Genomic DNA, 13,130 nt, shown 5'->3' on the forward strand with positions numbered 1-13,130 from the left:
CGAAATCAGGTCGCCGGACCGCTCACGGTCGGCGCGGTAGTGAAGGGCTTGATGCCGAGCGCTTGATAGATTTCCGAGGGGAAATATAGCAATCCATCTTTCATCACCAGTTGGATCTGCCGCACGGCGGACACATTGCGCGTCGGATCGCCGGGCACCAGGAAGAAGTCCGCGAACTTGCCCGCCTCGATGCTGCCGAGGCTTTGCTCGAAGCCCAGGTATTTTTCGCAATCGTAGGTGGCCATGCGCAGCACCTTGGCCGCGGGAATACCCGCCTTCTGATACAGCTCCAGCTCGCGATGCACGGAGAAGCCCGTGGTGTCATCGGTTCCAGGCAGCATCTGGATGCCTTCGCTGTACAGCACCTTCATCAAATCGAGCAGCTTGGCCACCGAGTCCAGATACGCCTGATCCTCGTCTTTGCTCTTGAACTCGACGAACGAACGCTTGCGATACCGCTGATAGCCGATGGGCATGTGATCCAGGTACGGCGCATCGCCTTTCTGCACCTTGCCGGCGCGGCTGGCCATCAAGCGTTCGAGAATGACGGTCGTGGTGTCGAGCGCGATCTTGCGCTCCTTCATCAGCGCGATGGTGGTGCGCACTTGCTCGCTGTCGAGATCAAGCGCCGCGAAGTTCGCCATCCGGGTCAGTCGCAGCGTGGTGCGCGTGTCGTCCTGAGGACCGGTGAGCCAGCCCAGCACCAGCTGGTTGATGTGATTGATCTCGTCGTAGCCGTCGCGGATCGCGCGATCGGGCGACATGAACGCCGGCACATGCCCGCTCACCCGCATGCCCAGGCGATGAGCTTCCTTCGCCACTGGGGCGACCCAATCCGGATTGAAGGAGTTGTAGATCTTCATCTGGCGATAGCCGTGGTCCGAGTACCAGCGCACGATGTCCAGTGCCTCGGGCAGCGTCTCGGGAATGCTTCCGATGCGAGCCGAGTACGAGCTGCGGCCTTCGATCAGTCCGGCGCGCACGATGCGCGGGCCCGGCAGCTCGCCTTGCTCGATGCGCCGAGCCAGATCGAGCAGCAGCTGGTTGTCGTTGCCCAAATCGCGAACGCCAGTGACGCCGGCGGCGAGATAAAACAAACCCGACTCGTTGGAGTTGTGGGCATGCATGTCGTGCAATCCGGCGATCAGCGTGCCGCCGCCACCGTCGATCACTGCTTCATTGTTCGGCGGAGTGAAATCCGACGGCTCGGCCGCAACGCTCGCGATGCGATTACGGAACACCACCACCGAAACCGGATCGCTCAACGTTTCGGTGTGAGGATCGAACACACGAACATTGCGAATGCGCACCGGAACATCGAAGCGATGCGCGAGGCGCCGCTGCATTTCTTCCAGGCGCTTCACGCGGAGACTCCGCTCGAGCTGCTGCAACTGTTCTACTTTGGATTCGAAGCCGGTCCGCACCAGCACCTGGCGCGAGCTGAGCTGAGCAAACAAGCTGCCGTCCGCGGCCAGCAATACCATCTCGGGCGCCAGATTCGCGCCGGTGATCGCATACGCAGTGACGGGCACGTCGCCCACATGCGTTTTCTGCAACTCTTCCAGACGCAACGTGCCCGAGGGCGCGACCTCGAGAGTGTGATCTTTGGCTTTGAGCAGCGTGCGGACATAGAGGCCCGCGCTCCACGGACTGCCGTCGTTGGTGATGTAGAGCTTGGGTTGGGGCATGCGGCTGCTGCCCTTGCCATCCTGACCGCGCCACTGCGCCGAGCCTCGTTGCCACGTGAATTGCTCGTCGATCGCTGCGCCGAAAGTGGATTTGCCGGTAATGCGCCACTGAGTGGGAATACCCGCCTCGTTCAGGGTCAACTGCTCGCGGATCTTCGGACCGCGGCCGTTGTTGTTGACCTCGAAGGTGATATCGACGCTCGCGCCTTCGATGGTGGCGACCAGCGAGCCGACTTTTTCATTGGCCGAGATGACAGAATATTCAGCAGTGGCCGCGGCCGCCCAGGCATGCATACACAATGCGCCAATCAGCACGCCGGCGCGCGTAACGTTGCGCCCCAAATTCATTCGCGGACAACCCCTGCAAGCGCCCAAACAGCCATGGGCAGTGCTGCAATAGTGCCAGCAAGCGTTGGCATAACTTATGCTTCCATGCGCCGGCGTGACGCAGTTGGAGCATGGCGAATTCCCAGCGGCGCCTCGATCGAACTCACCTCGGGACGTCGGGCGGGGTAGGGCCGATCTGTCATTAAACCCGACAGTGGCTTGACCATCGACCTGTCAACACCGACCGAGTGCGATAAATATGAATAAGGCGATCCCCGAAAATGCTCAGGCTCGGAACTGCTGTCACATCCATGGATGAGCTGCCCGCGTATACTGCCCGCATGCAAGTCCTCGATGCCCGAGGCGAATCTCGGTTCCACCTGCTGGCGAGGGCGATGCGCACGCTGGTCGATCTGCTCCATACGGAGCACGGATACGCAAGGATCTTTTACGACCAGGACGGTTACAGCTACGAGTTGGACAGCTATCGGCACACGCCGGTGGCGGATCTGTTCACTCGGATGCTGGGCTATGCGTCCGCTTCCGAAGCGGCCGAAGCCGCCCGCCAGACGCTTTCATCGATTCACAGCGCACCGCGCGGCCGGGGCAACAAGACTCGGGCTCGCGCCCGACGCAATCTGCAGGCAGAAGCCACGCAACTCTCGCTTCCGGTCGGAGCCGCTTAGCTTCACGCCGTCTCACGCAGCAGCGATTTGTACCAGAGCGCGCTGCGCTTCAACGTCCGTTGCAGAGTCGCGTAATCGACGTGCACGATGCCGAAGCGCTTGCTGTAGCCCTCGGCCCACTCGAAGTTGTCCATCAGGCTCCAGACAAAATAGCCGCGCACGTTCACGCCTTGATCGATGGCGTCGGCGACGGCGAGCAGATGGGATTCGATGTACTGCCGACGCTGCTCATCTTCGATCCGCCCATCAACGTACTGATCGCGATAAGCGGCGCCGTTCTCGGTGATGTAGATGGGTGGCAATCGATAGTCGCGCTTCAGCCGCAGTAACAAATCTGACAACCCGCGCGGCGCCACTTCCCAACCCATGTCGGTCACCGCAGCGCCACTGCGGGCGGGCGCGGCCGGGTTGGAGCTGCCCGACACCGTCGGATGGTAGTAATTGATGCCGACGAAGTCGCACGGCTGCGCGATGAGTTCGGCATCGCCAGCTTGCACCTGGGGCGCATCCGCACCGAGATGGTCGATGATGTCGCTCGGATACTGCCCCTTGAACAAGGCATCGGTGTACCACCGGATGAGGCGACCATCCTCCAGCCGCGCGTGACGGGCGTCGACTTCGGAATCTGTTTCGGGACGCACCGGCGACATGTTCAAAACGATGCCCAGTTCGGCCTTGACGCCGAGCGCCCGCATCGCCTGCATCGCCAGGCCATGGCTCAACAACAGATGATGGCTGGCCTGATAAGCCACACGCCGGTCCTTCACGCCCGGCGCGAACACGCCACGCTCGTAACCGAGCACCGCCGAGACCCACGGTTCGTTATGAGTCGCGATGGAAACAAGGCGATCGCCGAGGCGGCTCGTCACCAGCCCGGCGTACTCTGCAAATCGATACGCAGTGTCGCGCGCGAACCAGCCGCCGCCGCGATGCTGTAGCTCGGCGGGCAAATCCCAGTGGTACAAAGTAGCGTAGGGCTGGATGTTTCTTTTCAGCAGGCCATCCACCAGACGCTCATAGAACGACAGGCCGCGTTCGTTCACTGGCCCGGCGCCGGTCGGCTGCACTCGCGGCCAGGAAATGGAGAAACGATACGCCGTCACGCCAAGGTCGGCGATGAGATCCAGGTCCGACTCCAGGCGGTGATAGTGATCGCAGGCCACGTCGCCGGTGCCGCCATCGGCAATCGCGCCGGGCACTCGGCAGAATTCGTCCCAGATCGACGGCCCCTTGCCGTCGCTGCGTGCCGCGCCTTCGATCTGGAAGGCGCTAGTGGCCACGCCCCACGCGAATCCGTTGGGAAAGCGCCGGCGCAGCTCGGCTGTCGATAGTTGCTGAGGCATCGCTGTGGGTATCAATCGGGTTGAGGCGCCGCCGTCGACTCGCGCACCACGAGCTGAACCTGCGGCAACGAAATATTCGGCTGCTCACCTTGCAACAGCTGCAACATGGCCGCGCCGGAGCTTTCGCCCAGCACGCGGATGGATTGACGGACCGTGGTGAGCGGCGGCACGCGATACGAAGACGAATGCAGGTCGTCGAAGCCGACGACGGAAACATCGCGCGGGCAATTCAGCCCGGCGCGATACAAAGCGAGGCACGCACCGTACGCCGACTGATCGTTGACACAGAACAGCGCGGTGAACTTGTGCCCGGAAGCAAGCAGCCGCCGGGTCGCCTCGACGCCGCCTTCTTCATGGAAGTCGCCAGGCACCACCAGCTTCGGATCGTGAGGAATGCCCGCCTCGGCAAGCGCCCGTCGATAACCTTTGTAACGCAGCGACGCGTCCGGGTGATCGAGGATGCCGGCGATGAATGCGATCCGACGATGGCCCAGCCCGATGAGATGCTGGGTGGCCAACATGCCGCCCCGCTCGTCGTCCACCGGCAGACTGAAAATTCCCGGGGCTTTCAGATTGCGGGCGGTGACCACCAGCGGCACCTGCTTGGCGTACTGCGCGAGCTGACGATCCTGCAAGCGGCCCGAAAAAATGATGATGCCGTCGACGCGCCGGGACAGCAGCTCGGACATGCAGCGCTCCTCGTCCTGCTCGTCCCAATTGCCGCTCATGAACAGCGCCGTATAGCCGCGCTGCTGCAGATAATCTTCGATGCCGCGCAGACCTTCACCATAGAACGGGCTGTCGATGGCCTGCGTGATCACGCCGATCGTATTCGACTTGCCCAGCGCCAGACCGCGGGCGGCGGCATTCGGTCGGAAGTTGAGCTTGGCGATGGCCGCCTCCACCGCATCCTTGCGCTCGGGGCTGACCTTGGCGGTGCCGTTGATGATGCGCGACACGGTGGCAATGGACACGCCGGCTTCCTTCGCCACCATTTCCAGCGTGGGTGGCGAATCCGGGGCGGCGGTCATGGCGCGCTTCTTGAGGTTGTTATTGGCGGCTCGCTTGCTCATCGTCGCTCGTGTGTGTTCACTGCCGGCGTGGTTCAGGCCTTGGCCGTCATCAGGTCGCTCTCTAGCTGCTCAAGCGTGCGGCCTTTGGTTTCCGGCACGAGCAGCACCACGAACAGCAACGCCGCGGTGGCGAACAGAGCGAACGCCAGGAACGTTCCGCCCGAGCCGAGCGTCGACAGCGCCCACGGAAAAATCATGGTGACCGTGGCGCTGACCAGCGCATTCCAGAAGCCTGCCACCGAGATGGCGGCGGCGCGCTGTTCATTCGGAAATATCTCCGAAAGCAGCACCCACATCACCGGCCCGAGCGAAATCGCGAACGAAGCGACGAAGCCGATGATGGCGATCAGCACCAGCGTCGCATTATAACTTTGCTGGCTGAACGCCCAGCTGATGGCGAACAAGGACAGCGCCATGCCGGCGATGCCCATGATCAGCAGCGGCTTGCGCCCGAGCCGGTCGATCAGCCAGATCGCGACGAATGTCATCAACACGTTCACCACGCCCACCAGCACTGCCTGCCGGAACGCGTCGTTCACGCCGCCGCCGGCCTGCGAGAAGATGGTCGGCAAGTAATAGAAGATGGCGTTGATGCCGGTGATCTGCTGGAAGAACGCCAGCCCCAGCGCGATGATCATGATGGTCCGCACGCGCGAGTCCAGCAGGCCACGGAAGCCTCGCGAGACCGCTTTGGATCCCAGGCTCTGCCGAATCTGCAGCAGATTTTCCTGCGCCTGCTGTTCACCGCCGACTTGTCGCAGCACCTGCAACGCTTCCTCGTCGCGCGCCTTGAGCAGCAACCAGCGTGGGCTTTCCGGCACCAGCCACAGCAAGGCGAAATACAACAGCGCCGGAATCATCTGCACGCCAAGCATGTAGCGCCAGTTGTGCTCGCCCGTCTCCAACAGGAAATAGTTGGAAAAGAACGAAGCCGAAATACCGATCACGATCATCAGCTGATTCAGCGACACCAGGCTGCCGCGCTTGTCGGCCGGCGCGATCTCGGCGATGTACACGGGCGCAATCAGGATTGCGCCGCCGACTGCGAGCCCTCCGACGATGCGTGCGGCCACGAAGCTTGGAAACGAAGTGGCCGAGGCCGCCAGCAACGAGGACAGCACGAACAACAACGCGGTGCCGAGCAGCACTCGTCGCCGGCCGAAACGATCGCTGAGCGGACCGGCGATGGCGTTGCCCGCCATCGCGCCCCAGCCAAGACTGCTGACGGCGAATCCCAGCTTCAGGTCGCCGCTCGCACCGCTCAAAGAAAAGTATTCACGTATGAACGGCACGACGCCGGAGATCACCGTGGCGTCGAAGCCGAGCAGAAAGCCCCCGAGCGCCACCGTCAGCGCCACGTACGCGATATTCAATCTGCCTTGCAGCATGTGACTTCGCTCGGTTTTTTTCGTGCTCTCGCGAGCATCGTTCATTGTTAGCGGTCACTATGACCGCTTCCCCCCGATTTCACCAGCGGCGCTCGCTGCTATCCAGCGGGCGCCGTCGATGGCCGCGGCGGCCGACCCTTGCCGGAACGCCAGGGAGCATGCTACCGTAATTTGTAAGCGCTTACATCCGGTGTTTACTGGCTGAATGCACCGGCGCCGGCGCAACAATAATTTTCGCAACGAGTGACATGGTCGGGGGGTAAGGTCGTGAGCGATCGCGCATTCCAACGCAATAAAGTAGCGCGTGCCATCTCTTTGATTCTCGGAACGGCGGTGGCATTTCCAGCCGTCTCGCAAGAAGGCGCCGAGGTCGAAGAGGTAGTGGTCACCGGCATCCGGGGCAGCTTGACCTCCTCGATGGAGCTCAAGCGCGACTCGCAAGGCGTGATGGACGGCATCGTCGCCGAAGACATCGGCAAGTTCCCGGACACCAACCTCGCCGAATCCATGCAACGTGTCAGCGGCGTGTCCATCGATCGCTCGCTCGGCGAAGGGTCGAAAGTCACGGTGCGCGGCGTCGGCCCCGACTTCAACCTGGTGTTGTTGAACGGTCGACAGATGCCTGCGTCGGCATTGGAAGATACCGGCGCATCGCCGTCGCGCGCCTTCGACTTCGCCAACCTCGCATCGGAATCGATCTCTGCGATCGAGGTTTACAAGACCAGCCGCGCCAGCACGCCGACCGGCGGCATCGGCGCGACCATCAACATCAAGACCGCTCGCCCGCTCGACAATCCGGGCCTGCGCACCAGCTTCGGCGCCAAGGGCGTGATGGACACCTCGGTGGACAATCTGCCGGACGCCTTGCAGGGCGACTCGATCACTCCGGAAGTCTCGGGCATTTACAGCGATACCTTCGCCGACGACAAGTTCGGCATCGCCGTGAGCGCCAGCTACCAGGAACGTGACTTCGGCTTCAACCAGGCCGCCGTCGCCAACGGCTGGAAAGCATTCGCGGGCGATGAAAACAATTGGGGCACGATTCCGCAGCCGGGCGCGCCCGGCTCGGAGAACATCACCAATCGTCCCGGCCCCAACGACACTTATTCGGTGCCGCAGAATCTCGGTTACAGCGTCACCGGCATCGAGCGTAAGCGCACCAACGGCCAGCTGACGCTGCAGTACGCGCCCACCGACACCATCACGACCACGCTCGATTACACCTACTCGGAAAACAAGATCGCGCAGCAGCGCAACGAGTTGTCGGTGTGGTTCAACTTCGGTCCGTCGACCAGCACCTGGACCGACGGGCCGGTGTCCTCGCCGCTGATCTATTCCGAAACCATCGTGCCGGCCACCAGCGACCTGTCGATGGGCGGCGCCAAGTTCGCCACCAAGAACGAAAACAAGTCGCTGGGCTTCAACGTCGAGTGGCAAGCCACCGACCGCCTCGGCCTGGCGTTCGATTATCACGATTCCTCGGCCGAATCCGGCGCCGACAGCCCGTATGGTTCGAATGCGGTGCTCGGCGTAGCCGGCTTCTTCCGGGGCACCACGACCGCGGACTTCTCGCGCGATTTCCCCGTGATGAGCGTGGAACTGCCGCCAGGTCAGAACGGCATCGACGCTTCGCAAATGGAAGTCACCGGCTCGAGCTTCCGTAACAGCTACATGAAGACCGACATCAAGCAGGCGCAGCTGACCGGCAACCTGGAGTTCTTGGAAGACTCCCGGCTCGACTTCGGCGTGGCGCTGACCGATGTGAAGAATCGTTCCGCGTTCTCCAACGTACAGCGCGATACCTGGAGCGGCGCGACCAGCCCGGCCGATTATCCCGACGACGTGTGGCGCGCGGATACGGTGCGTCAGTACTTCGACAACATTTCAGGCAGCGGCAATCCGGCGCTGTTCAATCAGTTCTTCACGTTCGACTTCGAGACGGTGCGTGCGATTGCAGCGCGCGCCGCGGGCGATGAATCGCTCTATCGCACCACGCCGATCTTCGATACCGATCGACGGGTCGAGGAGGAATCGCAGAGCGCGTTCATTCAGTACAGCACCGAATGGGAATGGGGTTTGCCGATGCAAGGCGCCGTCGGGCTGCGCTATGAGAAAACCGACGTGACCGCACGCGCGCTGGTCCCGATCCCCACCGGCATTCTGTGGGTCGCCGACAACGAGTTCTCGCTGCAGACCAGTGGCGGCACGTTCGAACAGCTCGAAGGCGACTACGACTATGTGCTGCCGAGCCTCGACTTCGCCGTCGACATCACCGACAGCCTCAAAGCTCGCGCCAGCTACGGTCACAGCATCGGCCGCCCGCTGTGGAACAACATCCAGGGCGGTCGCACCATCAATTCGCTGGTGCGCATCGAGGGCGGCACGGGCATTCAGGGCAATCCCAAGCTCAAGCCGCTCGAGTCGGAAAACATCGATCTGTCGCTCGAGTGGTATTACGGCGACTCGAACTACATGGCGGTGGGTTACTTCCGCAAGAACATCGACAACTACATCGGCACCAGCGTTCAGCAGCAGTCGCCGTACGAATTGCTGACTCCCTCCGGCGGCGCGTACTTCAACGCCGCGGTCGCGGCAGGCTGCACTACATCGACTTGTATCCGCCAGTACATCTTCACCAACTTCGCCGGCCAGCCGGGCGTGACGGTGACGGGCACGGATGAAACCACGGGCGACCTGCTCGGCACCATCGCCGGCGTCCCTGGCGATCCGATCGCGAGCTTCGCCGTGCAAGTGCCGTTGAACCAGAGATCGGCCTCGCTCGACGGTTGGGAATTCAACATCCAGCACATGTTCGGCGACACGGGGTTCGGCGTTTCGGCCAACTACACCCTGGTGGACTCCGACCTGGTCTACGACAACTACTCGCGCTCGGATCAGTTCGCGCTGGTGGGCCTGAGCGACGCGGCCAACCTGGTGGCGTTCTTCGAGAACGACAAGTTCGGGGTGCGTGCAGCGTACAACTGGCGCGACAAGTTCCTCGCCAACACGTTCGATGGCGGCGGCTTGCCCAATCCGGTGTACACCGAGGCTTATGGTCAGATCGATCTCACCGCCAGCTACACCTGGAACGAGAACCTGACGGTGACGGCGGAGGTGATCAATCTCACCGACGAGATCTACCGCCAGCACGGCCGCACCACGCATCAGCTGATCACGGTCCAGCAGACCGGACCGCGCTACATGATCGGCGCGCGTTACAAGTTCGGCGACTAAACCCTGCGCGTTCCCCGAGGTACAGGGAAGTACCTCATCCCCATGGGGACGAGCGAGAAAGCCGCCGTTCCCCCCGGCGGCTTTTTCTTTTTACGCCAGGCATAGTAGCGTGGGTCGAGATGTCAGGGGCGGATCGATGTCGGAGATCAATCACATCGTGATCGTGGGCGGCGGCTCGGCCGGCTGGCTCACCGCGGGTGTGCTCGCCGCCGAGCACCGTTCGCTGCGAATCACGCTGCTCGAGTCTCCAACCGTCGGGCCCATCGGCGTCGGCGAAGGCACCTGGCCGACGATCCGCGACACGCTCAGAAGCATCGGCGTCACCGAAACCGACTTCATTCGCGAGTGCGACGCCTCGTTCAAGCAAGGCTCGAAATTCCAGCAATGGGTCACGACGCGCGCGGGGGATTATTACTTCCATCCATTCGTGCTGCCGCAGGGCTATACCGAAACCAATCTGGTGGCCGGCTGGCTGGAACGCCACGCCCATGTGCCGTTCGCCGACCTCGTCAGTTTCCAACCCCACCTATGCGCGCACGGCAAAGCGCCGAAGCAGGCGGCGACGCCCGAATACGCCGCCGTCGCGAACTACGCGTATCACCTCGATGCCGGCAAGTTTGGCCTGTTCCTGCGTAAACATTGCGTCGAGAAACTCGGCGTGCAGCACATGCTCGACCACGTCGTCGGCATCAACGCACACGACAACGGCGACATCGCCTCGGTGCAAACCCAAGAGAACGGCGCAGTCGGCGGCGATCTGTTTGTCGATTGCAGCGGCATGCAGTCGCTGCTGCTCGGCGGGCACTTCGGCGTGCCATTCCTTTCGCAGAAGCACGTGCTGTTCAACGACACGGCGCTGGCCATGCAAGTCCCCTATCGAAGCGACGACAACCCGATCGAATCGCAGACCTTGTCGACCGCACAGAGCAATGGTTGGATCTGGGATATCGGCTTGCCCACTCGCAGAGGTATCGGGCACGTCTATTCGAGCGCGCACACCACGGACGACGCGGCTGAGCGCGAACTGCGCACATATATAGAGCGCATCGGCGAACCTCGAGACATGCCTGCGCCGCGGAAACTCACCTTCAATCCTGGCTACCGCGAACAGTTCTGGCACCGAAATTGTGTGGCGATCGGTTTGTCCGCAGGCTTCATCGAACCATTGGAAGCGTCAGCCATCGCGCTGGCCGAGCTTTCCGCGGCGATGTTGCGCGATCAGATGCCGGCCACTCGAGCCGCAATGGACATCGTCGCGCGCCGCTTCAACGAGACATTCACGTATCGATGGGAGCGGGTCATCGATTTTCTGAAGCTGCACTACGTGCTGACCCAGCGCACCGACTCGGATTTCTGGCGCGACAACTGCCGCGCGGAGTCGATTCCGACCCGGCTGCAGGAACAGCTGACGTTGTGGCGTCACCAGCCACCTTCCCGTTACGATTTCAACCGCGTCGAGGAAGTGTTCCCCTCGGCGAGCTATCAGTACGTGCTATACGGGATGGGTTTTCGCCCCGAGCACACCGGGCGGTCGAGTCGCGCCAACGATGCAGATCGCGCCGACCGCTTTTTTCGGGAAGCGGCTGAGCTGACCTCCAGGATGTTGTCGGCGCTGCCCACCCACCGGGCGCTGATCGATCACATCAAGCGCCATGGGCTGTCCAAGGTCTAACTCATGAGCAAACATGCCCTGCTGAACAACATCGACCACAAGGATCTGCGCGTGATCACCACACGCAGCGCCGAGCTGGGCGACAACGTGATGCTGGCGCTCACGTTTCCGTCGGAGTTCCGCGACTTGCAGGCGCACTATCCCATCGTGTTCCGCAAGAACGCGCAGGGCCAGTTCGAGCCCATTGCACTGCTGGGTTTCAAAGACGGGCAGAACCTGTTCCTGAACCGGCACGGCTGGGATGCGAGCTACATTCCGCTGACCATCGAGCGGCAGCCGTTCCTGATCGGCTTCGGCGCCGATCGCGAACCGGTGATGCACATCGACCTGGATCATCCGAGAGTCAGTCGCGACTCCGGCGAGCCTTTGTTTCGAGAGTTCGGCGGCAACACCGAGTTTCTGGAGCGTATGAACTCGGTGCTGCTCGCCATTCACCAGGGCATGGCCGCGAATGAATCTTTCATCGGAACGTTGCTGCAGTTCGAGCTGCTCGAGTCGTTCGTCTTCGACATTCAGTTGAACGACGGCTCGCACAATCGGCTGGCCGGCTTCTACACCATTCATGAGGAACGTCTCCGCGATCTGAACGGCGCCGTGCTGGAGCGCTTGAACCGCACGGGTCACCTGCAAGCCATGTATATGCAGCTCGCATCGCTCTCACAGTTCCGGGCGCTGATCGAGCGGATGAACAAGCTCGATGCTGGCGATCGCTAACAAAGCCCGGGAGATCACCGGCGTCGATCCGCGCGCGTTGCCGGATGACGTGCTGCTTTCTACGCAGCCGCTCGTGCTCAAGGGCCTGGTTGCAGATTGGCCCATCGTGCGCGCCGGGCTGCAGTCGAATCAGTCCGCCATCTCATACATCCGCAGGTTCTATCGCGATGCGACGGTTGGCGCGCTGCTGGGCGCGCCGGACATCGAAGGCCGGTTCTTCTATAACGAAGATCTCAGCGGCTTCAACTTCAAGGCGGTGAAGCTCAAGCTGGACGTGATGCTGGACGAAGTCGAGCGCCACAAGGATGCAAGCAAGCCGCCGGCGATCTACGTCGGTTCGACCACAATCGACACGTGCCTGCCAGGATTTCGCGACGAGAACGATCTGGGGTTCGGCGATCGCAACCCCCTGGCGAGCATCTGGCTCGGCAATCGCACACGCATCGCGGCTCATCACGACCTGCCGGATAACGTCGCCTGCGTCGTGGTGGGGCATCGTCGCTTTACGCTGTTCCCACCGGAGCAGTTGCAGAATCTTTATATCGGGCCGCTGGATTTCACACCGGCCGGGCAAGCCATCAGCATGGTGGACTTCGCCAGACCTGACTTGCAGCGCTTTCCCAAGTTCGCCGAGGCCGTGCGGCACGCGCAGCTCGCGGAGCTCGGGCCGGGCGACGCGCTTTTCATTCCGAGCATGTGGTGGCACCACATCGAAGCGCTCGATGCGTTCAACGTGCTGGTGAATTACTGGTGGCGGCAATCGCCCGCCTTCATGGATTCGCCCATCAGCGCACTGATGCTCGCCATCATGACGGTGCGTGATCTGCCCAAGGCGCAGCGCGACGCGTGGTTCAACCTGTTTCGTCACTACGTATTCGAAGCGGACGAAAGCACCGCTGCTCACATTCCAGAAGGCGCCCGCCGCGCGCTATCGCCCATGGATGAAGACATGGTTCGCGATATCCGCGCGCGGCTGCTACAAAGATTGAATCGTTAGGGGACCCA

At 62.1% G+C, this 13,130-nt stretch carries 9 protein-coding genes; 5 read left to right on the plus strand and 4 right to left on the minus strand.

Going from position 1 to position 13,130, the window contains the following annotated elements:
* Positions 1-5: 5 nt before the first annotated feature.
* Positions 6-2,036 carry an amidohydrolase family protein gene (locus JM946_RS03155; RefSeq protein WP_203165681.1) on the minus strand — a complete coding sequence of 677 codons (2,031 nt, stop codon included), beginning with the start codon at positions 2,034-2,036 and terminating at the stop codon, positions 6-8.
* A gap of 320 nt (positions 2,037-2,356) precedes the next feature.
* Between JM946_RS03155 and JM946_RS03160 the strand changes: the two genes are divergently transcribed.
* Positions 2,357-2,701, plus strand: a complete 345-nt coding sequence (locus JM946_RS03160; protein WP_218042566.1) for a hypothetical protein — start codon at positions 2,357-2,359, stop codon at positions 2,699-2,701.
* Between the two features lie 2 nt (positions 2,702-2,703).
* On the opposite strand, the gene JM946_RS03165 is transcribed toward JM946_RS03160, so the two are convergent.
* The 3 genes from JM946_RS03165 to JM946_RS03175 are packed head-to-tail and all read right to left on the minus strand — an operon-like array spanning position 2,704 to position 6,550.
* Positions 2,704-4,044, minus strand: a complete 1,341-nt coding sequence (locus tag JM946_RS03165) for a GH1 family beta-glucosidase (protein ID WP_203165683.1) — start codon at positions 4,042-4,044, stop codon at positions 2,704-2,706.
* A gap of 11 nt (positions 4,045-4,055) precedes the next feature.
* Positions 4,056-5,117: a LacI family DNA-binding transcriptional regulator gene (locus JM946_RS03170; protein WP_203165684.1), complete on the minus strand. Its 1,062-nt coding sequence runs from the start codon at positions 5,115-5,117 to the stop codon at positions 4,056-4,058.
* A gap of 32 nt (positions 5,118-5,149) precedes the next feature.
* Positions 5,150-6,550, minus strand: coding sequence for a sugar porter family MFS transporter (locus tag JM946_RS03175; RefSeq protein WP_218042567.1), 1,401 nt, complete (start codon positions 6,548-6,550; stop codon positions 5,150-5,152).
* A gap of 222 nt (positions 6,551-6,772) precedes the next feature.
* On the opposite strand from JM946_RS03175, the gene JM946_RS03180 reads away from it, so the two are divergent.
* The 4 genes from JM946_RS03180 to JM946_RS03195 all read left to right on the plus strand — a co-directional run bounded on the left by JM946_RS03180 (position 6,773) and on the right by JM946_RS03195 (position 13,122).
* Positions 6,773-9,739, plus strand: a complete 2,967-nt coding sequence (locus JM946_RS03180; RefSeq protein WP_203165686.1) for a TonB-dependent receptor — start codon at positions 6,773-6,775, stop codon at positions 9,737-9,739.
* A 136-nt stretch (positions 9,740-9,875) separates the two neighbouring features.
* Positions 9,876-11,411, plus strand: a complete 1,536-nt coding sequence (locus tag JM946_RS03185; protein WP_203165687.1) for a tryptophan halogenase family protein — start codon at positions 9,876-9,878, stop codon at positions 11,409-11,411.
* Between the two features lie 3 nt (positions 11,412-11,414).
* On the plus strand, positions 11,415-12,125 hold the full coding sequence (locus tag JM946_RS03190) for a SapC family protein (protein WP_203165688.1): 711 nt from the start codon (positions 11,415-11,417) through the stop codon (positions 12,123-12,125).
* Positions 12,109-13,122, plus strand: a complete 1,014-nt coding sequence (locus tag JM946_RS03195) for a cupin-like domain-containing protein (protein ID WP_203165689.1) — start codon at positions 12,109-12,111, stop codon at positions 13,120-13,122. Before JM946_RS03190 ends, JM946_RS03195 begins: the two co-directional genes overlap by 17 nt.
* The last annotated feature ends 8 nt before the right edge of the window (positions 13,123-13,130 follow it).

This window comes from Steroidobacter gossypii, from assembly GCF_016801985.1.
GTDB lineage: Bacteria > Pseudomonadota > Gammaproteobacteria > Steroidobacterales > Steroidobacteraceae > Steroidobacter > Steroidobacter gossypii.

Excerpts from the sequence above, each read along its gene's own strand:
- JM946_RS03160 (WP_218042566.1), top strand. The coding sequence starts at position 2,357 with ATGCAAGTCCTCGATGCCCGAGGCGAATCTCGGTTCCACCTGCTGGCG.
- JM946_RS03185 (WP_203165687.1), top strand. The coding sequence starts at position 9,876 with ATGTCGGAGATCAATCACATCGTGATCGTGGGCGGCGGCTCGGCCGGC.
- JM946_RS03195 (WP_203165689.1), top strand. The coding sequence starts at position 12,109 with ATGCTGGCGATCGCTAACAAAGCCCGGGAGATCACCGGCGTCGATCCG.
- JM946_RS03170 (WP_203165684.1), bottom strand. The coding sequence starts at position 5,117 with ATGAGCAAGCGAGCCGCCAATAACAACCTCAAGAAGCGCGCCATGACC.
- JM946_RS03165 (WP_203165683.1), bottom strand. The coding sequence starts at position 4,044 with ATGCCTCAGCAACTATCGACAGCCGAGCTGCGCCGGCGCTTTCCCAAC.
- JM946_RS03155 (WP_203165681.1), bottom strand. The coding sequence starts at position 2,036 with ATGAATTTGGGGCGCAACGTTACGCGCGCCGGCGTGCTGATTGGCGCA.
- JM946_RS03190 (WP_203165688.1), top strand. The coding sequence starts at position 11,415 with ATGAGCAAACATGCCCTGCTGAACAACATCGACCACAAGGATCTGCGC.
- JM946_RS03175 (WP_218042567.1), bottom strand. The coding sequence starts at position 6,550 with ATGAACGATGCTCGCGAGAGCACGAAAAAAACCGAGCGAAGTCACATG.